16 protein-coding genes are annotated in these 19717 nt (G+C 30.0%); 5 read left to right on the top strand and 11 right to left on the bottom strand.

Annotated features, from left to right (window positions below; genetic code table 11):
- From hutU to hutG, 3 genes are read left to right on the top strand one after another with little or no spacing between them, the layout of a single operon-like run.
- Nucleotides 1-1998 carry a urocanate hydratase gene (hutU, locus tag LPB03_RS11855; RefSeq protein WP_065319813.1) on the top strand — a complete coding sequence of 666 codons (1998 nt, stop codon included), beginning with the start codon at nucleotides 1-3 and terminating at the stop codon, nucleotides 1996-1998.
- Nucleotides 1998-3239 (top strand): imidazolonepropionase, encoded by a 1242-nt coding sequence (hutI, locus tag LPB03_RS11850; protein ID WP_065319812.1) that lies wholly within the window; start codon nucleotides 1998-2000, stop codon nucleotides 3237-3239. The genes hutU and hutI overlap by 1 nt, the downstream gene beginning before the upstream one ends.
- A 2-nt stretch (nucleotides 3240-3241) precedes the next feature.
- Complete coding sequence (gene hutG, locus LPB03_RS11845) at nucleotides 3242-4204, top strand: formimidoylglutamase (protein WP_065319811.1); 963 nt, start codon at nucleotides 3242-3244, stop codon at nucleotides 4202-4204.
- 3 nt (nucleotides 4205-4207) lie between these two features.
- On the opposite strand, the gene acs is transcribed toward hutG, so the two are convergent.
- The 6 genes from acs to kduI form a co-directional block, all read right to left on the bottom strand.
- The gene (gene acs, locus LPB03_RS11840) at nucleotides 4208-6115 is read right to left on the bottom strand and encodes an acetate--CoA ligase (RefSeq protein ID WP_065319810.1); all 1908 of its coding nucleotides are present in this window, start codon (nucleotides 6113-6115) and stop codon (nucleotides 4208-4210) included.
- Between the two features lie 20 nt (nucleotides 6116-6135).
- Nucleotides 6136-7440 carry a sugar MFS transporter gene (locus LPB03_RS11835; protein ID WP_065319809.1) on the bottom strand — a complete coding sequence of 435 codons (1305 nt, stop codon included), beginning with the start codon at nucleotides 7438-7440 and terminating at the stop codon, nucleotides 6136-6138.
- Between the two features lie 40 nt (nucleotides 7441-7480).
- Nucleotides 7481-8542 (bottom strand): phosphotransferase enzyme family protein, encoded by a 1062-nt coding sequence (locus LPB03_RS11830; protein WP_065319808.1) that lies wholly within the window; start codon nucleotides 8540-8542, stop codon nucleotides 7481-7483.
- Between the two features lies 1 nt (nucleotide 8543).
- Nucleotides 8544-9455 (bottom strand): nucleotidyltransferase family protein, encoded by a 912-nt coding sequence (locus LPB03_RS11825; protein ID WP_065319807.1) that lies wholly within the window; start codon nucleotides 9453-9455, stop codon nucleotides 8544-8546.
- 354 nt (nucleotides 9456-9809) lie between these two features.
- Nucleotides 9810-10604 carry a gluconate 5-dehydrogenase gene (locus LPB03_RS11820; protein ID WP_065319806.1) on the bottom strand — a complete coding sequence of 265 codons (795 nt, stop codon included), beginning with the start codon at nucleotides 10602-10604 and terminating at the stop codon, nucleotides 9810-9812.
- A gap of 19 nt (nucleotides 10605-10623) precedes the next feature.
- Complete coding sequence (gene kduI, locus LPB03_RS11815; RefSeq protein WP_065319805.1) at nucleotides 10624-11466, bottom strand: 5-dehydro-4-deoxy-D-glucuronate isomerase; 843 nt, start codon at nucleotides 11464-11466, stop codon at nucleotides 10624-10626.
- 174 nt (nucleotides 11467-11640) lie between these two features.
- On the opposite strand from kduI, the gene LPB03_RS11810 reads away from it, so the two are divergent.
- Complete coding sequence (locus LPB03_RS11810) at nucleotides 11641-12666, top strand: LacI family DNA-binding transcriptional regulator (protein ID WP_065319804.1); 1026 nt, start codon at nucleotides 11641-11643, stop codon at nucleotides 12664-12666.
- Here LPB03_RS11810 and LPB03_RS11805 read toward each other — a convergent pair.
- The 3 genes from LPB03_RS11805 to LPB03_RS11795 form a co-directional block, all read right to left on the bottom strand.
- On the bottom strand, nucleotides 12663-13634 hold the full coding sequence (locus LPB03_RS11805) for a type I phosphomannose isomerase catalytic subunit (RefSeq protein WP_065320132.1): 972 nt from the start codon (nucleotides 13632-13634) through the stop codon (nucleotides 12663-12665). The two genes, LPB03_RS11810 and LPB03_RS11805, sit on opposite strands and share 4 nt — an antisense overlap.
- A 158-nt stretch (nucleotides 13635-13792) precedes the next feature.
- On the bottom strand, nucleotides 13793-14461 hold the full coding sequence (locus LPB03_RS11800; RefSeq protein WP_065319803.1) for a bifunctional 4-hydroxy-2-oxoglutarate aldolase/2-dehydro-3-deoxy-phosphogluconate aldolase: 669 nt from the start codon (nucleotides 14459-14461) through the stop codon (nucleotides 13793-13795).
- 89 nt (nucleotides 14462-14550) lie between these two features.
- Nucleotides 14551-15597: a sugar kinase gene (locus LPB03_RS11795; protein WP_065319802.1), complete on the bottom strand. Its 1047-nt coding sequence runs from the start codon at nucleotides 15595-15597 to the stop codon at nucleotides 14551-14553.
- Nucleotides 15598-15745: 148 nt separating this feature from the next.
- Here LPB03_RS11795 and LPB03_RS11790 point away from each other — a divergent pair, with 148 nt between their 5' ends.
- The gene (locus tag LPB03_RS11790; protein ID WP_065319801.1) at nucleotides 15746-16777 is read left to right on the top strand and encodes a LacI family DNA-binding transcriptional regulator; all 1032 of its coding nucleotides are present in this window, start codon (nucleotides 15746-15748) and stop codon (nucleotides 16775-16777) included.
- A 97-nt stretch (nucleotides 16778-16874) separates the two neighbouring features.
- Here the strand turns inward: LPB03_RS11790 and LPB03_RS11785 are convergent, their stop codons facing one another.
- Both LPB03_RS11785 and LPB03_RS11780 read right to left on the bottom strand, forming a co-directional pair.
- The gene (locus tag LPB03_RS11785) at nucleotides 16875-18065 is read right to left on the bottom strand and encodes a DUF1501 domain-containing protein (protein WP_065319800.1); all 1191 of its coding nucleotides are present in this window, start codon (nucleotides 18063-18065) and stop codon (nucleotides 16875-16877) included.
- A gap of 9 nt (nucleotides 18066-18074) precedes the next feature.
- Nucleotides 18075-19466 (bottom strand): DUF1800 domain-containing protein, encoded by a 1392-nt coding sequence (locus LPB03_RS11780; protein ID WP_065319799.1) that lies wholly within the window; start codon nucleotides 19464-19466, stop codon nucleotides 18075-18077.
- Nucleotides 19467-19717 lie beyond the last annotated feature (251 nt).

Genomic DNA, 19717 nt, shown 5'->3' with positions numbered 1-19717 from the left:
ATGACATTTAAAGAGCAAATTCTACAAGGAATTCCAAAAATATTACCTGCAAAAAAAACATATTCAAAAGATGCTAATAGAGCACCAAAAAGAAAAGATATTCTATCTATTGAAGAAAAACAATTAGCAATAAAAAATGCTTTACGTTATTTTCCAAAAGAATGGCATCAAGAATTAGCAATCGAGTTTGCTAATGAACTGAAAGAATTTGGTAGAATTTACATGTATCGTTTTAAACCAAATTATAAAATATTTGCAAGAGCAATTACAGAATATCCTGCAGAAACACAACAAGCTGCAGCAATTATGCTAATGATTCATAATAACTTAAATCCTGATGTTGCACAGCACCCAGAAGAACTAATTACCTATGGAGGAAATGGTGCTGTTTTTCAAAATTGGGCACAATACCTTATGGTGATGCAATATTTGGCAATTATGACAGAAGAACAAACATTGCATTTATATTCTGGTCATCCTATGGGTTTATTTCCTTCTTCTAAAAATGCACCAAGAGTTGTGGTAACTAACGGAATGATGATTCCTAATTACTCAAAACCTAACGATTGGGAAAAAATGAATGCTTTAGGCGTAACTCAATATGGTCAAATGACGGCTGGTTCATTTATGTATATTGGTCCACAAGGAATTGTACATGGAACCACAATAACAGTAATGAATGCTTTTAGAAAAATATTACAAAAAGGTGAAAATCCGAATGGAAAAATATTTTTAACAGCAGGTTTAGGTGGCATGAGTGGTGCACAACCAAAAGCAGGAAATATTGCTGGCTGTATTACTATTTGCGCAGAAGTGAATAGAAACGCAGCCACAAAAAGACATCAACAAGGTTGGGTAGATGTTTTAATTGATGACATTGATGTTTTAGTTGAAAGAACATTAAAAGCCCAAAAAAATAACGAAGTTGTTTCCATAGCATTTATTGGAAATATTATTGATGTTTGGGAAAAATTTGACGAAGAAAATATTTTCATTCATATTGGTTCTGATCAAACATCGCTTCATATTCCTTGGACAGGAGGTTATTATCCTGCAGATTTATCTTACGAAGAATCTAATATTCTAATTAGAGAAAATCCCGAATTATTTAAAGAAAAAGTACAAGCATCTTTAAGAAGGCATGCAAAAGCTATCAATAATCATACTAAAAAAGGTACTTATTTCTTCGATTACGGAAATGCTTTTTTACTAGAATCTTCTAGAGCAGGTGCAGATGTTATGGCAAAAAATAATATCGATTTTAAATACCCTTCTTATGTACAAGATATTTTAGGACCTATGTGTTTCGATTATGGTTTTGGTCCTTTTAGATGGGTTTGTGCTTCTGGAAATTCTGAAGATTTAGATAAAACTGATGAAATTGCAGCAAGTATTTTGCAGGAATTAATGGAAAAATCTCCAGAAGAAATAAAACTTCAAATGCAAGACAACATCACTTGGATACAAAATGCAAAATCTAATAAAATGGTGGTTGGTTCGCAAGCAAGAATATTATATGCAGATGCAGAAGGACGTATTAAAATTGCTGAAGCGTTTAATAATGCCATTGCTAAAGGAGAAATTGGCGCCGTTATTTTAGGAAGAGATCACCATGATGTTAGTGGAACAGATTCTCCTTTTAGAGAAACTTCTAATATTTACGATGGAAGTAAATTTACAGCAGATATGGCAATTCATAATGTAATTGGAGACAGTTTTAGAGGTGCAACTTGGGTTTCTATTCATAATGGTGGTGGTGTTGGTTGGGGAGAAGTTATCAATGGTGGTTTTGGAATGTTATTAGATGGAACAAAAGAAGCCGAAGTAAAATTGAAAAACATGCTTTTCTATGATGTAAATAATGGAATCGCAAGAAGAAGTTGGGCTAGAAATGATGAAGCAATTTTTGCAATTAAAAGAGAAATGGAAAGAACACCAAATCTAAAAATTACTTTACCTAACTTAGTAGAAGAAAACATATTAAAAAACCTGTTTTAATGAATGTACTTTTTAAAAATATTAAAGAATTAATTCAGGTTAGAGAAAGCTCTGTAAATTTTCTTTCAGGAAAAGAAATGAGCATTTTACCAACTATTAAAAATGCCTTTTTATTAGTTAAAGATGGAATAATTTCTGACTATGGAATTATGGGAAAATGTCCTGAAATTGACATTAAAACCATTGATGCAACAGGAAAAATGATTTTACCTTCTTGGTGTGATTCACACACACATTTAGTGTATGCAGGCAATAGAGAAGATGAATTTGTAGATAGAATTAATGGATTGTCTTATGCTGAAATTGCTAAAAATGGTGGTGGAATTTTAAATTCAGCTAAGAAGTTACAACAAACTTCTGAAGAAGATTTATACAACCAAAGTAAAATTCGCTTAGAAGAAATTATTCAATTAGGTACTGGAGCTGTAGAAATTAAATCTGGTTATGGCTTAACTAAAGATGCAGAACTAAAAATGTTACGTGTTATAGAAAAACTAAAAGAAAATTATTTCTTAGAAATAAAAGCCACTTTTTTAGGTGCTCATGCTTTACCTTCAGAATATAAAAATAATAAAAGCGGCTATTTACAAATGCTTATTGATGATATTCTACCAACAATTGAAAAAGAAAACTTAGCAGATTTTATAGATATTTTCTGTGAAACAGGTTATTTTTCTGTGGATGATACTCAGCAAATTTTAAAAGCAGGTAAAAAACATGGTTTAGTTGGCAAAATTCATGTGAATCAATTTACTGCAATTGGAGGAATTAAAGCCGGGGTTGATAACAATGTTTTATCAGTAGATCATTTAGAAGAAATGAGAACTGAAGATATTGAAGTTTTAAAAAACACCAAAACAATGCCTGTTGCCTTACCAAGCTGCTCTTATTTTTTAAGCATTCCTTATACTCCAGCTAGAAAAATGATTGAAGCAGGTTTACCTTTAGCCTTAGCTACAGATTATAATCCTGGTTCTACACCTTCTGGAAACATGAACTTTGTAGTTTCTACAGCTTGTATAAAAATGAAAATGACACCCGAAGAAGCTATAAATGCCGCTACAATTAACGGAGCTTATGCAATGAATTTACTAGAAAAAGTGGGCTCTATAACTAAAGGAAAACTCGCAAACCTAATTTTAACTAAAGAAATAAATTCGTACAACTTTATTCCTTATTCTTTTGGAAACCATTGTATTGAAAAAGTTTTTTTAAAAGGAATCGAAATTAAAAAATCATAAAAATGGAATTTTTTAAAGATTTAAAAGTTACTTATAAAGCTGGTGATATAAATAATTATTCTGGTAGAAAAACTGCTCTTGAAAATCAATATTGGTATCAAGAAATTTCAGCTGCTAATATTGAAGATTCTCTTTTCGAAAATAAAACGAATATTGGTTTAATTGGGTATGTTTGTGATGAAGGTGTAAAAAGAAATCAAGGTAGAATTGGTGCTAGAAAAGGCCCAAAAAACGTACGCAATCAATTAGGGAAACTTCCAATTCATTTTAATAAAAAAGTTACAGATTTTGGTGATATTATTTGTTTAGATGAAAAATTAGAAGATTGTCAAAAAGGACTTTCAAAAATTATATCAGAATTAATTTCTAATAAGGTTTTACCAATTGCAATTGGTGGCGGACATGATATTGCTTTTGCAAACTTTAACGGAATTAAAAATGCCTTAAAAAATTCAACAAAAAACAACATCGGAATTATAAATTTTGATGCACATTTTGATTTAAGAAAAGTTGAAAACCAACCAAATTCAGGAACTCCTTTCAATCAAATTTTATCAGAAAATAAAAATGCAAGTTATTTTGCTATTGGCATTCAACAACAATCAAACACGAAAGAATTATTTGAAATTGCATCTAAAAATAATGTTTCTTTTGTTTCTAATTTTGAATGTGAAACGTTTAATATCGACCTAAAAAACAACTTAAATTCATTTATTGAAAAAGTAGACTACCTATATATCACTATAGATTTAGATGGATTTTCCTCTGCTTTTGCTCCTGGAGTAAGCGCTCCTTCTTCACTTGGTTATGCTCCAAATTTTGTATATCAAGTACTCACCTTTCTATTCCAGAGTAAAAAGGTGATTTCTTGTGATATTGCTGAATTAAATCCAGATTTTGATATCGATAATTCTACTGCAAAGTTGGCTGCAAAATTGTTAGATTTTATAGTTTTAAACGCTTAATTCCTACAATTTATTTTCAATAATATTCTCCACAACTTCAGGGTTTAACAACGTAGAAATATCACCTAAATTATCCATTTCGTTAGACGCTATTTTGCGTAAAATACGTCGCATAATTTTTCCTGAACGTGTTTTTGGTAAGCCTTCAGAAAATTGAATTTTATCTAGTTTTGCAATCGGTCCAATTCTGTCTGTAATTAATTGGTTAATTTCTTTTCTTAAATTATTGTGATCTCTACTTTCTCCAATATCTTTTAAAGTTACATAGCCATACAATGCACTTCCTTTAATGTCATGTGGAAAACCAACAATCGCAGATTCTGCTACTGCAGGATGTTCATTAATAGCATCTTCAATAGGTGCAGTTCCTAAATTATGCCCAGAAACAATAATTACATCATCTACTCTACCCGTAATTCTATAATACCCAACTTCATCTCTTAAAGCGCCATCTCCTGTAAAATACATGTTTTCGTAAGCAGAAAAATACGTTTCTTTATAACGTTGGTGGTTGCCCCAAATAGTTCTTGCCATACTTGGCCAAGGAAATTTTATACACAATCTTCCTTCAACTTGATTTCCTTTTAATTCTTGTCCATTTTCATCCATTAAAGCAGGCTGAACTCCTATAAAAGGCAAGGTTGCATAGGTTGGTTTTGTTGGAGTTACATAAGGAATTGGGGTGATCATAATGCCACCAGTTTCTGTTTGCCACCAAGTATCTATAATCGGACTTTTCTTTTTCCCAATCGTATCATTATACCAATGCCAAGCTTCTTCATTAATCGGTTCTCCAACAGATCCTAAAACTTTTAAGGTTGATAAATCATATTGATCCACCAATTCTGTTCCATGTTTTGCCAAAGCTCTAATGGCTGTGGGTGCTGTATAAAATTGAGTTACTTTATGCTTCTGTATAATTTCCCAAAAACGACCAAAATCGGGATAACTTGGTACGCCTTCAAACAAAACTGTGGTGGCTCCATTGGCCAAAGGTCCATAAACGATGTATGAGTGTCCAGTGATCCAACCTATATCTGCTGTACACCAATACACATCATTTTCTTGATATTGAAACGCGTTTTTAAAAGTATAGGCACTATACACCATATACCCAGCAGTGGTATGCACCATTCCTTTGGGTTTTCCTGTAGAACCAGAGGTGTATAAAATAAATAAAGGATCTTCTGCTTCCATCGTTTCTGCTACACATTCTTTAGATGCTTTGTCTAGCAAAGGTTGTAACCATTGGTCTCTTCCTTCTTTCATATGGATGTCAGAATTGATTCTTTTTACAACCAAAACTGTTTTAACTCCTGCACAATCTTCTAAAGCTTCATCTACAATGCCTTTTAAATCGATTGATTTTTTCCCTCTAAAAGAGCCATCACTTGTAATGACTATTTTACAGTCAGAATCGTTAATTCTAGAAAACAATGCTGCTGCTGAAAAGCCTGCAAAAACAACAGAATGAATCGCACCAATTCTTGCACAGGCTAATGTGGCAATGGCCAATTCAGGAATCATGGGCACATAAATACAAACTCTATCGCCTTTTTTTACGCCTTGTTCTTTTAAAACATTCGCAAATTGATTAACTCTTTCTGATAACTGTTTATACGTAATATGTTGTGCTGGTTCATCTGGATTATTAGGTTCAAATAAAATAGCTGTTTTATTGGCTCTTGTTCCTAAATGCCTATCAATACAGTTTTCTGTAATGTTTAATTGCGCGCCTTGAAACCATTTTATTGCTGGCTTGGTAAAATCCCATTCTAAAACTTTATCCCATTTTTTTCTCCATAAAAAATGCTCTTCTGCTATTTCTGCCCAAAAATTTTCTGGCTCTCGAATCGATTTTCTATATACTTGATAATATTCCTCTAAATGTTTTATGTGATAATTGCTCATGTATATATTTTTAAAAACTATTATTTACTCCAATTTTTAATTTTATGACCCCAAATTGCAAAAAAGAGAATGATTGCATAACAAGGTATTAAAATCCAATAACTTTCTGTAGATGCTGTAGACATTGCATCTGCTTCTTGAATTCCGTTTGCAATTAATTCTGATTTATTGGCATCTACAATTCTACCATATAAAGGTGGAATAATGGCACCACCAGAAATTGCCATAATTAATAATGCAGAGGCTGTTTTTGTAAACTTGCCCAAACCTTCTAATGTTAAGGGCCAAATTGCTGGCCAAACCAAGGCATTTGCAATTCCTAAAGCTGCAACAAAAGCTACTGATGTAAAGCCAGAAGTATTTATGATACAAAAGCTAAAAATAATCCCCAGAATTGCACTTATAATTAATGCCGTTTTTTGTTTTACATATTTAGGAATTAAGAAAACCCCCAAACCATACGTGGCAACCATTGCTAATAATGTATAAGTTGTAAAATATTTGGCTTCTTCTCCTGTAAAACCAAGTGAAATTCCATAAGCGATAATAGTATCACCAGCAATAACCTCTGCACCAACATAAACAAAAAGTGCTAAAACACCCAACCATAAATTTGGGAATTGAAAAATACTAGTTTTTGCTGTTTTACCTTCTTCAATCACTTCATTTTCTTCAACATCTACATTTGGTAAAGGTGCTTTTCTAATTAAAACTCCTAATATAAATAGCACTATTGCCATTATTATATAAGGCATAAAAACGCTATCAGCCATGGTATCTAAAAGCACATTTTTTTCCTCTAAAGTTGCACCTGCTAATTTTTCTTTGGTGTCATCAATTCCAGATAATAAAATAGCTCCGAAAATTAATGATCCTAAAGCGCCTGCAGTTTTGTTCGCAATTCCCATAATAGCAATTCTTTTGGCACCACTTTCTATGGGTCCTAAAATGGTAATGTATGGATTTGAGGCTGTTTGTAAAATCGTCATTCCTAATCCTTGAATAAAAATACCTGCTAGAAAAACCCAATACGTTCTTGCTTCTGCTGCTGGGATAAAAACCAAAGCTCCAATTCCCATAATAATTAATCCTAAAGACATCCCTTTTTTATAGCCTATCTTATTTAAAATATAAGATGCTGGCAAAGCCATCACCACAAAAGAAATATAACTTGCAGATGCCACTAAATAAGATTGGGCATCTGTTAGTTCGTTAATGGTTTTCATAAACGGAATTAATGCTCCATTTATCCAAGTTACAAAACCAAATATGAAAAATAAACTTGCAATAATGATGATTGCTGTCGTATTGTTTTTTTGTTGCATTTTTATTTGTTTAGTTGATATTTCAATTTATTTTTCAATTTTAGAGCATCTTTTTATAAAAACTTTCTATTAATTTAAATTGATTTTTTGCCCTGTCTAAATTATGATCTTGGTAGATTGTTTTATAATACACATCGTTATTTAAGTAATCTGTTAAAAAACGAAGTGCCATTATAAAAATCATTGTTTTTGCAGCTAATGGTAAATACTTTAACTCTATTTCTGATAAAGATGCTTTCGTTTCTTCTAAAAATCCTTTTTTGTAAGCTTCATAAAATTCTAGATTAAACGTTACTTTTTCTAAATTCTTTTCATCTTCTGTAGCTGTGTTACAGATTGTTCTTATTGCATCACCAAAATCATAATGTATAATTCCTGGCATTACAGTATCTGTATCAATCATGCAAATACCTTTGTTGTTTTTATCAAAAAGAGAATTGGAAATTTTTGTATCATTATGTGTTACTCTTGTTGGTATTTCTCCAGCTTCTTTTAAATGTTGTAAAATGTGCATTTCTTCTTTTAAATCTGCAACTAGTTTTGTGTATTTTTCAGCATTTTGTAATCTAACATTTGATGCATTTTTTAATGCATTTTCATATTGAGAATACCTAAAAGACATATCATGAAAATTAGGAATTACATCTATCAATTGATTGCTCTCAAAATCTGAAGTATTATTTAAAAAATTTCCTAAAAGTTTGCCAGCTTCAAAAGCGATTCCTTTATCTTTTACTGTTTCATGTGTAACACTATTGTTGATGAAAATCATCAGATTCCAAAAATCTTGTCCCTTTTTAAAATAGTGTAAATCGCTGTTTTTAACTTTTACAAAACTTAATACTTTTTGGTCTAAATCTTTATCTGATTTATTTGAAAATTTACTTTTTAAATGATTACTTACCAATACTTTATTATTTACTAAACCAGCAACATCTTTAAAAATTTTATGATTTATTCTTTGTAAAATATAGTTTGTTTTACCTTCTGTTTCTATGAAAAAAGTATCATTTATATGTCCAGAATTTAATTCTGTATAACCTTTATAAATTGATTGATGTTCAAATTGATTAAAAAAAAATTTTAGCGTTTTTGCATCCATATTAACTCCATATTTTTTTTGGATACATACCTTTTTCTTTCAATGCATTAATCTCTTTTTGTACTTTTTCTTTATCATCACTATAAGTAACTCCAAACCATTTAGAGTCTGACTCTAAGACTTTTACAGATGCTTTTTTTGATGTTATCATTTTATTTACAATCGTTGGCAAATAAAATTCGGCTTTTAAATTTGATGCATTTTTTTCTAAAAAGTCTAAAAACAAATCCTCACCAAACTCAAAACATTTAGGCGTAAATCCCCAGAAATTCATGGAAACAATTGTGTTTTTATCAATCGATATTAATTCTCCGTTTTCAATTTCACTTTTAAGAATTCCATCAATTATTTCAATTTTAGTTCTTTCGATTATATTTTTTAAAAAACCATTTTTATCCACAAAACATTCTCCTCTAGACACAAATCCATTTTCCGATAATGTGTTTTTTAAAGAATAGCCAATCACACTAAAATTACAGCTATTTTTATCAGTATTCTTTAGCTGATTTACCATTGTTTTAAAAGCTTGTCTTCCATAAAAATCATCAGCATTTATAATGGCAAAATTTTCTTTTACAACATCTTTGGTCATCAACAAAGCATGTCCTGTTCCCCAAGGTTTTATTCTCTCTAGATTCATGTATTTTTCTGGAATACTGTCTATTTCTTGATACACATATTCTACATCAATTTTATTTACCAATTTTTGACTAAAATTTGCTTTAAATTCGGCTTGAAAACTTTTTCTGATGATAAAAATGACTTTACCAAAGCCAGCCTGAATTGCATCATATAAAGAAAAATCGATAATAGTATCTCCTTCTGGAGTAAAAGTATCCATTTGTTTTAATCCTCCATATCTACTACCCATTCCTGCTGCTAAGATGACTAATGTAGGCTTGTTGTGTATCATAATTATTCTTTCGTTATTCAAAATTGTAAGTTTTAAATATATAAAAAAATTGAGACTATCTTACTTAAAAACAAAAAAGGGATTGTATTGCTACAATCCCTTAATTTTTAAAATAAAATGTCATTGAATACTAACTCCTAAAGGATTATGAAGCATTGTGCTATTTTTCTCCTGATTACAAGTTAATAAAACAGATATAAGTACTAAAAAGGAAAAAGTCTTTATAATTTATATCTTATTCATGAAGGGTGTAAATTTTTTCTTTAAATAGCTCAAGACCTCACAGCTTTTAAAAAACTGTGAGGTCTAAAAACTTCTATTTTGTTATGACTAATTGTTGACTAAAACTGCCAACTAATCTTCATTCGCTGGTTTGCCAATCGTTGCTAAAATTCCACCATCAACATAAACAACTTGTCCATTTACAAAATCGCTAGCTTTAGAACTTAAAAAGATTGCTGCTCCTTGTAAATCATCTGGATTCCCCCATTTTCCTGCAGGAGTTCTACTTACTATAAAATCGTTAAAAGGATGTCCATCAACTCTAATTGGTTCTGTTTGACTGGTTGCAAAATAACCTGGTCCAATTCCGTTTGTTTGAATATTGAATTTTGCCCATTCAGTAGCCATATTTTGAGTTAGCATTTTTAAACCACCTTTTGCAGCTGCATAAGCTCCAACAGAATTTCTACCTAACTCGCTCATCATAGAACAAATATTGATGATTTTTCCATTTTTTCTGGCAATCATTCCTTTTACAACATGTTTAGAAACGATAAAAGGAGCCACTAAATCTATATCAATTACTTCTTTAAAGTCGGCAACTTCCATATCAACTAAAGGAGTTCTCTTAATAATACCTGCGTTGTTTACCAAAATATCAATTGCACCAACTTCAGATTCGATTTTAGCAATATTTTCTTTTACGGCCTTTTCATCTGCAACATTAAAAAGATATCCATAAGCATCAATTCCTAAAGCTTTATATGCTGCAACTGCTTTGTCTAATTTTTCTTGAGATGAATTTCCATTCACTACAATTTTAGCACCAGCATTTCCAATTCCAGTAGCCATTGCCATTCCAAGACCATGAGTTGCACCAGTAATTAATGCTATTTTTCCTGATAAATCAAATAAATTAATTGACATATTTTTGGTTTTTAGTTGTTTATCTTAACTCATTAATTTTACAATGATCCATATCACCATAATCTAAATTTTCACCAGCCATTCCCCAAATAAAAGAGTAACTACTTGTACCAGAACCAGAATGGATAGACCAAGGAGGAGAAATTACAGCTTGGTTATTTGCCATCCAAATATGTCTTGTTTCTGTTGGTTCTCCCATAAAATGAGAAACTGCTTGATCTGAAGGAATTTCAAAATAGAAATAAACTTCCATTCTTCTGTCATGCACGTGAGCTGGCATTGTATTCCAAGAACTTCCTGGTTTAATCGTTGTCATTCCCATTTGTAATTGACAAACATCTACTACAGAGTTTACAATATACTTTCTTAATGTTCTTGCATTTGCAGTTTCTGCAGAACCTAACTCAATTGTTTCAACATCGTTTCTACCAATTTTTTTAGTAGGAAAAGCTTTGTGAGCTGGTGTTGAGTTTAAATAAAATAGTGCAGGATTCTGAGCATCATCACTTGAAAATTCTACATTTTTATTTCCTTGCCCAACATATAAAGCTTCTTTGTGTTCTAAAACATACTCAGTGCCATCTACAGTAACTTTACCTTTTTGCCCAACATTTATAATTCCTAATTCTCTTCTATCTAAAAAATTTTCAGCTTTTAAAGCATCAATTGTTTCTAATTTTAAAGTTGATGAAGTTGGTACTGCACTTCCTGTTATAAAACGATCATAATGAGAATATGTTAAATTAATTTTATCATGTTCCATTAAATTATCGATTAAAAACTCTTCTCTAATTCTTGCTGTGTCATACGTTTTTACGTCTTGAGGAGATGCTGCATAACGTGTGCTATAAGTTGTTTTCATATTATATTATCTAAATTTAATTATTGATTCCTTCTTTATATTAAGACAAAAATAAGAAAAATTATTAAAATACAATCGATTGTATTTTAATAATTTTATATTTGCTTCATCAAAAATTGTAATTAAGAGTAATTTTACATTTTGATTATTACTAAAAAATTAGCCCTTTAAAAAATGGATAACAATCAAGTAACCATTCATGACATTGCAGCAATTTTGAAAATTGATAGCTCTACAGTTTCTAGAGCATTAAATAATAGCCCTAGAGTTGCTAAAAAAACAAAGGATAAAATATTAAAAAAGGCTGCTGAATTGGGTTATCAACGTAACCATTTAGCTTCTAATTTAAGAAAAAGTAAAAACTTTACCTTAGGTGTAATTGTACCTAGAATTTCGCGTCATTTTTTTTCAACTGCAATTGCTGGTATAGAAGAAACTGCTTTTAAAGCTGGTTATACAGTTATTATTTGCCAATCTTTAGAAAGTTTTGAGAGAGAAAAAAGTATTGTTGAAACATTATTAGCAAATAGAGTAGATGGTGTTTTAATTTCCATTTCTATGGAAACCAAAAATTATGATCATTTGTTAGGGTTAAAGCAGAGAAATATTCCGTATGTTTTTTTTGATAGACATTGTAATATTAACGAAAATAGCAATGTACTTATTGACGATTTTGATGCCGCTTTTAACGCAACTCAACATTTAATTGATCAAAAAAGTACGACAATTGCTCATTTTGCTGGTCCTCAAAATTTAGAAATTTATAAAAATAGATTTAAAGGCTATAAAAGTGCTTTAGAAAAAAATAATATAGTTTTTAAAGAGGAGCTTGTTTTTACATCTAGTTTAATGGAAAATGATGGTAAATTAAACGTGCAAAAAATGATGAATTTATCTTATAAAATAGATGGTTTATTTTGTGCAAATGATGTTATAGCCATTGGTGCTATTAAATATTTAAAAGAAATAAATATAAAAATACCCGAAGATATTGCCATTGTTGGTTTTAGTAATGAATCTATTTCTTCTGTTATAGAACCTGCATTGTCTACAATTAATCAACCTGGATTAGAGATTGGGGTTGCAGCAACAGAGTTATTAATTGCAAAAATTACTAATGAAGGTGAAAAATTAAAGAATGAAACCATTATTATTAAAACAAGTTTAATAGAGCGAAAATCTTCTTTGAGAAACTCTTAATAATACACTTCTAATATTTTAGCATTTTCAGATTTTAAAGACACAAAATTAATAGCTGCTGGTAATAATATTGTTTCTCCATTATTAATTTTATAGCTTTCATTTTCAACTATAATTTCAACAGAACCTTCCACACACATGTAAATTACAAAAGAATCTATGTTACTATAGTCTTTCTCTACATTGGTATTAATTTCTAAAATATTTGTTTTAAAATAAGGCGAATGCACTAATTCATTAGAAATATTTTTTTCAATTTGATATGCTGTTTTATAATTTTCATGAGTTTCAAAATCAATCACATCAATAGCTAAATCGTTGTGTAAATCTCTTTTTTCTCCTGTTTTAGCGTCAACTCTATCATAATCGTAAATTCTGTAAGTAACATCTGATGTTTGCTGAATTTCTGCTAACAAAACACCTGCTCCAATTGCATGCACTCTTCCTGTAGGAATGTAAAAAGTATCGCCTTTTTTTACATTTTCATGATGCATTGTATCTAAGATAGTGTTGTTTTCTAAATGTTTTTTATAACTTCCTGTTGATAATTTTTCATCAAAACCAACAATAAGTTCTGCATTTGTATCAGCTTGCATTACATACCACATTTCATTTTTACCAAATGAATTATGGCGTTTTTTTGCAATTTCGTTACTTGGATGCACTTGAATAGATAAAGGTGTTTTAGCATCAATAAACTTAATTAACAACGGAAATTCTTCTCCAAATTTCTCGTAAACAGCATGCCCAACAAAATCTCCTTTAAATTGCTGTGTTAATTCTTTTAGCGTTTTTCCTTGTAAAGAACCTTCTTCAACGATTGTTTCATCACCAGAAACATCTGATATTTCCCAAGATTCGCCAATGTTTTCTGCTGTATATTTTTTATTTAATTCAGTTTTTAATTTTTCTCCACCCCAAATTCTATATTTAAAAATTGGTGTAAATTTTAAAGGATATAATTTCATTTTAACAATTTTATTCAACAAAGATAAAGTATGTTGCTACTTTTTTAAAAATTTTCTAAAAAAATAATAGTAATTTATTTTTTACTAAAAAATACAAATAAAAAAAACTCTAACTTTTCAGTTAGAGTTTTCCTCGTTTTAAAGTAATTCAAATTAAACTAGCTCCTTAAATCTTTTATAATATTTAAAGCTTCTCTAGTTGTACTTTCTATTTTAGCATAGTCAAAATTACCATCAGCAGTTTTTGACATTAGTTTAGAACCCATTCCAACACAGGTTACACCTGCATTAAACCAGCCCTCTAAATTTTCTCTTGTTGGTGAAACACCTCCAGTTGGCATAATCGAAGTCCAAGGTTGTGGCCCTTTAATACCTTTTACAAATTGAGGACCATAAATATCACCAGGAAATAACTTCACGATTTCGCAACCTAACTCTTCTGCTCTTGCAATTTCTGTTAATGTTCCACAACCTGGAGACCATAACACTTTTTTACGGTTACAAGCTATGGCAATATCTTCTCTTAAAACTGGAGTTACAATAAAATTTGCTCCTAAAGCCATGTATAGAGAAGCTGCTGCTCCATCAGTTACAGAACCTACACCCATTACCATTCCTGGTAATTCAGCAATTGCATATTTAGTTAATTCGCCAAAAACCTCATGAGCGAAATCTCCTCTTGCAGTAAACTCCATTAAACGAGCTCCACCATCATAACATGCTTTTAAAACTTTTTTACTTACTTCTATATCTTTATGAAAAAATAAAGGAACCATTCCTGTATCTTTCATTACTTGTGCTACTTCTAATCTTGTAAATTGAGCCATAATATTGTGTAATTGTTTATTTGATTAATCGTGTAATTGTTGCCTTATGTAACTTTTAAACATTTACACAATTCAACAATTAAACCCTATTAACGTGCTACTCTTCCAGAAGCATCACCACCCATTAATTTCTCTACTTCTGCAACAGTTGCTAAGTTTGCATCACCTTTAATAGTATGTTTTAGAGCAGAAGCTGCCACTGCAAAATCTAATGCATTTTGATCGTCTTCTGGGTATTTTAATAAACCGTAAATTAAACCTCCCATAAAGGAATCTCCACCACCAACTCTATCAACAATATCTGTAATTTGATATTGACGCGTTTGTAATAATTGTTTTCCATCATATAAAACACCAGCCCAAGTATTGTGTGAAGCTGATATTGAACCTCTTAAAGTTGTAATTACTTTTTTAGCTCTTGGAAATTTCTCCATCATTTGCTCACAAACAGATAAAAATGCTTCCGCTTTTACATTATGACCTTCTGTTTGAACAGAAATTCCTGCTGGTTTAATTCCAAAGTGCATTTCTGCATCTTCTTCGTTTCCTAAAACAATGTCACAGTAAGATGTTAACTCTGTCATTATTTTTTCTCTGTGAGCATCATCACAAAAATTCCAAAGTTTTGCTCTATAATTTAAATCTGTAGAAATGGTAATTCCTTTTACACTTGCAGCTTTTACAGCTTCTAAACACACATCTGCAGCTCCTTGAGAAATTGCAGGTGTAATTCCTGTCCAATGAAACCATTCTACACCATCAAAAACAGTATCCCAATCTATCATTCCAGATTCTATTTCTGCAATTGCAGAATGTGCTCTGTCATAAACCACTTTAGAACCTCTAGAAACTGCACCAGTCTCTAAAAAGTAGATTCCTAATCTGTCTCCACCATAAACAATCTTGTTTACATTTACGCCTCTTTTACGCATTTCCATCATTGCACAAGCACCAATATCATTTTTTGGTAAACGTGTTACAAAATCTACATCTACTCCATAATTTGCTAAAGAAACTGCTACATTAGATTCTCCTCCTCCATAAACAACATCAAAACTACTTGCTTGAGAAAATCTTAAAAATCCTTGTGGAGCCAATCTTAACATAATTTCTCCAAACGTTACTACTTTACCCATTTTTATATAATTTATAAAATTAATTAACTTGCTTAAACGTTTAACCAAAAAATCAAAATAAAATCAAAACCCATAATTTGCTATTTGTTTTGATTATTCTAATTCAAACACTATATTTGTTTAAACGATTAAGCAAATATATAAAAAATTGGCAATTAAAAAGAAAACTACCATAAAAGATATTGCAAATGTTTTAAATATTTCTGCAGCAGCAGTTTCTAAAGCGTTACATAATGATGCTAGAATCAGCGATAAAACTAAAAAAGCAGTTAGGCAAGTTGCTGAAAATTTAAATTATCAACCCAATCATTTAGCAAGTGCTTTACGAAGTGGAAAAAGCAAATTGGTGGGTGTAATTGTTCCTAAAACAAACAGTAATTTCTTTTCGTCAGCAATTCATAATATTGAAGAAGGTTTAGATAAAGAAGGCTATAATGTAATTATTACACAATCTAACGAATCGTTTAAAAAAGAATGCAAAAATATTGACACTTTATTGTATTTGCAGGTTGATGGAATTATTGTTTCTATGGCAAATGAAACTGTAGATTTAGAATATCTTGAAAAGGTAAAAGCTGCAGGAATTCCGTTGATTACTTTTGATAGAGGTGAAAACGATTTAAATGTTGATTATATTGGAATTGATGATTACAATAGTAGTCATTTAATTGTAAATCATCTTGTTGAACAAGGTTGCAAACGAATTGCACATATTGGTGGTTATAAAAGAACAAGAATTTATAACAACAGAATTCGTGGTTATGTTGATGCTTTAAAAAAACATAATTTACCTTTAGATGAAGAACTTTTAATTGAAACAAACCTAACTATTGAGGATGGGAGAGAAAAAATGCTCCAATTATTAGGGTTGAAAAACAGACCTGATGCTGTTTATGCTGCTGGAGATTTTGCTGCTTTAGGTGCTTTACAAGTTTTAAACGAACAAAACATTAAAATTCCTGAGGAAATTGCTTTAGTTGGTTTTGGTGATGAACCTTTTACAGCTATGGTTACACCTTCAATAACTAGTGTAAATCAACATGCTTATAAAATAGGCAAAATTGCTGCTGAAACTTTTTTGGATCATTCTAAAAAACCAAATAGTAAACAGTCTTTAAATAAAATTATTTTAGAAGCTGAATTGGTGATTAGAGATTCTTCGTTGAAGAAAAAATCTTAATTTTTAAATAAAACTAATTTTTTATATTGATTTAATTATTGCTTATTAAATAATAGATTCTGATATTCATCAGAATTAATTCAACTAACAATTTTTATCAAATAAAATTTAACTTACTAAATGATTTATTTAAGATGGATGCATCATCAACTTGAAGCCATTTATCTAAAATAGTTGCATACACAGATCTAAAATCTACAGTGTGTATTAAATCTCCATTAGTATCTATATTCACCAAGTTTGGTGCATCATTATAAAAACCTTTTATCTTTAAATTTTCGCCAATTAGAAATACATTATTTGCTGCTCCATGATCTGTTCCTCCAGCAGCATTTTGTTGCACTCTTCTTCCAAATTCAGAAAAAGTTAAAATTAAAGTGTCTTTAAAAGTGTCGTTTTTCTTTAAATCGTTAACAAAAACCTCCACAGATTCACTATATGTTTTTAACAACTTACTTTGTTTATTTGCTTGGTTTGCATGCGTATCAAAACCACCCATAGAAACGTAATAAACTTTACTATCTAAATCTGAATTTATAAATTCTGCTGTAGTTTTTAATTGATTTCCAAAAGGATTATTAGGATATTCTAAACTGCTTTTATAAGTTTTTGATGTTTCGTAAATATACTTAGCAGATGATTTTGCTTCAATCATCGTTTTGTATAAATAACCCAAATTATGTTCACTTAAATGCGCATCTGTTTGCTGTTCTAAAACTTTTTTAAAGTACGCAGTATTTGTATTTGCAAATAAAATATTCGGGTTTTTAGTTGCAATTCCATTCATATTTTTTCCTTTCATAATTAAAGAAAGGCTATCATCTAACTCAATTGCAGTGTATGGATTTTTACCATATTTATCAATAAATCGACCAACCCAACCAGAACTTAAATACTCATCTGCATTACTTGCTGTTTGCCAAATATCTGTAGATCTAAAATGAGATCTGTTAGGATTTGGGTATCCAACATTGTTAATTATTGATACATATCCTTGATCATATAATTTTTTTAATGGCGCCAAACTTTTATGAAAACCTAGTTCATCAGTAGCTTTAATTACATTGTTTTTTGGAATAGAAAGTTTAGGTCTGTTTCTAAAATAAATATCGTTTGTGTAAGGAATTATCGTATTTAAACCATCATTGCCACCAGATAATTGAATAATTACCAACTTTTTATGCTTAAAAGTACTTTTTGATACATTCTCAAAAGCTTTTATAAAATTCGGAACAAAAAACAAACTGCTTGCTAAAGTGCTTTGTTTTAAAAAATCTCTTCTTTCCATATTTTTAAATTAACAAAGTTGATATTCTGGAATTGACATTAATTGAACACAAAAATTTCTATTCGATTTTATTTCTAAATTTTCTAAAAAAGTTGCTGTGTCTTTATCTAATTTTGATAGAATCAAAAAATCTTTCAATTCTTCCGCAGTTAAATCTTGATGTTTATCATCAAAAGACTCCCAGTTTTTTGTGATTTTTAAATATTTATTTCTTTGCTTTTGAACTTTATAATATTGTTCAAATGAATCTTCGAATTCGCCTTTTTCCTCTAAATTAATAACGGCATTGTTTAGTAATAAAGAAGGTAATTTCATTCTAAACATTAAAGTGTTAGAATCTATCCAGCTTTTTCCACCTTTCCAACCAGCAACATTATCTGGATATAATAAGGTTTGTCCCATCATTTTTTGCAGATAATTTAACTGTTGTTTTTTATCAAAAGTAACAGGTACAACTTTTTGAATACCCACCAATAATTCTATAGGAGATTTTATTTTAACGCCAATATTTTCATCATCATAAAACCATTTTGATGTAAAAATGTGCTCCATTAAAGTACTAATATTATAATCTTTGTAAAATATATTGGTGATTTCTTCTAGTCTTTTTTCATCAACTTTAGGATTGATAAAGTACCTGTAAACTTTATCGCAAATAAAACGTGCACATTGTTTTTGCTCTAGAATAATATCAATAATATCATCGCCATCAAAGTTTCCTGTTTTACCAAAAAACGTTTTTTCGTCGAAATCGTGTTGACTTTTCTGTAAATAGAAATCTCCATTATTCTTATAGCTCCAGCCAGTAAATGCTCTTGCAGATTCTTGGATATCTTGCTCTGTATAATTACCTACTCCCAATGTAAAAAGTTCCATTAGTTCTCTGGCAAAATTTTCGTTCGGTTTCTTTTTTTTATTTTGCTTATTATTCAAATATTTAAGCATAGAAGGCTGTTTAGCAACTTCTTTTACAAAAACTCTAAAATCACCTAAAGCATTTTTTCTTAAAGTATTATTATAATTTTGAATAAAGAAAATATCATTATCTCTACACACAAAAACATTCGCCCAAAAAAGTGTCATTTTTTCTCTTAATAAAGCTTTTGATTCACCTAATTTATCAATCCAGGCATAATTTAAATCTCTTACTTTTTTATTTCTCCTGTTTTTTAATTTTTGAAGTTCTTCTTCCGAAAATTTTTCACTAAGTTCTTTGTTGGTTTTGTATTTTATCTCATCAAATTCTGATAAATCTAATTCAAGTACTTTAAACTCTTTAGAATCAAAAAATAATTTTGAAACTACTTTCGATTTAGAAGCCGATTTTAAACTTACTATTTGTTTAACATCAATACCAAAACTAGCTCTCCAATATAAGTGTTGAATGTGTTTTTGCTTCATAATTAAAGAATTATTTAATTAAGACTAAAGAAACTATAAAAAGTTTAAAGACTTCTTAATAATTTCTTACTTCTATTAGCAAATTACGAAAAGAATTTCTAACAAATTAAAAGAAAAGGAGGCGAATTCTTAAGTAAAATAAAAACTTTATTGCAAAAAAAAAGAAGCTGATAAAAATCAGCTTCCTATATTTAAAACTTATAAATCCCCCAACTTATAAATGTTGATCAAAGAAACAAAACTTATACGTT

This window comes from Polaribacter vadi (assembly GCF_001761365.1).
Classification (GTDB): Bacteria; Bacteroidota; Bacteroidia; order Flavobacteriales; family Flavobacteriaceae; genus Polaribacter; species Polaribacter vadi.
The sequence above is the reverse complement of the archived record's forward strand: the minus strand, read 5'-3'. Positions and strand labels throughout refer to the sequence as shown.

Coding starts and splice junctions, on each gene's coding strand:
- hutU (WP_065319813.1), top strand. CDS start 1: ATGACATTTAAAGAGCAAATTCTACAAGGAATTCCAAAAATATTACCT.
- hutI (WP_065319812.1), top strand. CDS start 1,998: ATGAATGTACTTTTTAAAAATATTAAAGAATTAATTCAGGTTAGAGAA.
- hutG (WP_065319811.1), top strand. CDS start 3,242: ATGGAATTTTTTAAAGATTTAAAAGTTACTTATAAAGCTGGTGATATA.
- acs (WP_065319810.1), bottom strand. CDS start 6,115: ATGAGCAATTATCACATAAAACATTTAGAGGAATATTATCAAGTATAT.
- LPB03_RS11835 (WP_065319809.1), bottom strand. CDS start 7,440: ATGCAACAAAAAAACAATACGACAGCAATCATCATTATTGCAAGTTTA.
- LPB03_RS11830 (WP_065319808.1), bottom strand. CDS start 8,542: ATGGATGCAAAAACGCTAAAATTTTTTTTTAATCAATTTGAACATCAA.
- LPB03_RS11825 (WP_065319807.1), bottom strand. CDS start 9,455: ATGATACACAACAAGCCTACATTAGTCATCTTAGCAGCAGGAATGGGT.
- LPB03_RS11820 (WP_065319806.1), bottom strand. CDS start 10,604: ATGTCAATTAATTTATTTGATTTATCAGGAAAAATAGCATTAATTACT.
- kduI (WP_065319805.1), bottom strand. CDS start 11,466: ATGAAAACAACTTATAGCACACGTTATGCAGCATCTCCTCAAGACGTA.
- LPB03_RS11810 (WP_065319804.1), top strand. CDS start 11,641: ATGGATAACAATCAAGTAACCATTCATGACATTGCAGCAATTTTGAAA.
- LPB03_RS11805 (WP_065320132.1), bottom strand. CDS start 13,634: ATGAAATTATATCCTTTAAAATTTACACCAATTTTTAAATATAGAATT.
- LPB03_RS11800 (WP_065319803.1), bottom strand. CDS start 14,461: ATGGCTCAATTTACAAGATTAGAAGTAGCACAAGTAATGAAAGATACA.
- LPB03_RS11795 (WP_065319802.1), bottom strand. CDS start 15,597: ATGGGTAAAGTAGTAACGTTTGGAGAAATTATGTTAAGATTGGCTCCA.
- LPB03_RS11785 (WP_065319800.1), bottom strand. CDS start 18,065: ATGGAAAGAAGAGATTTTTTAAAACAAAGCACTTTAGCAAGCAGTTTG.
- LPB03_RS11780 (WP_065319799.1), bottom strand. CDS start 19,466: ATGAAGCAAAAACACATTCAACACTTATATTGGAGAGCTAGTTTTGGT.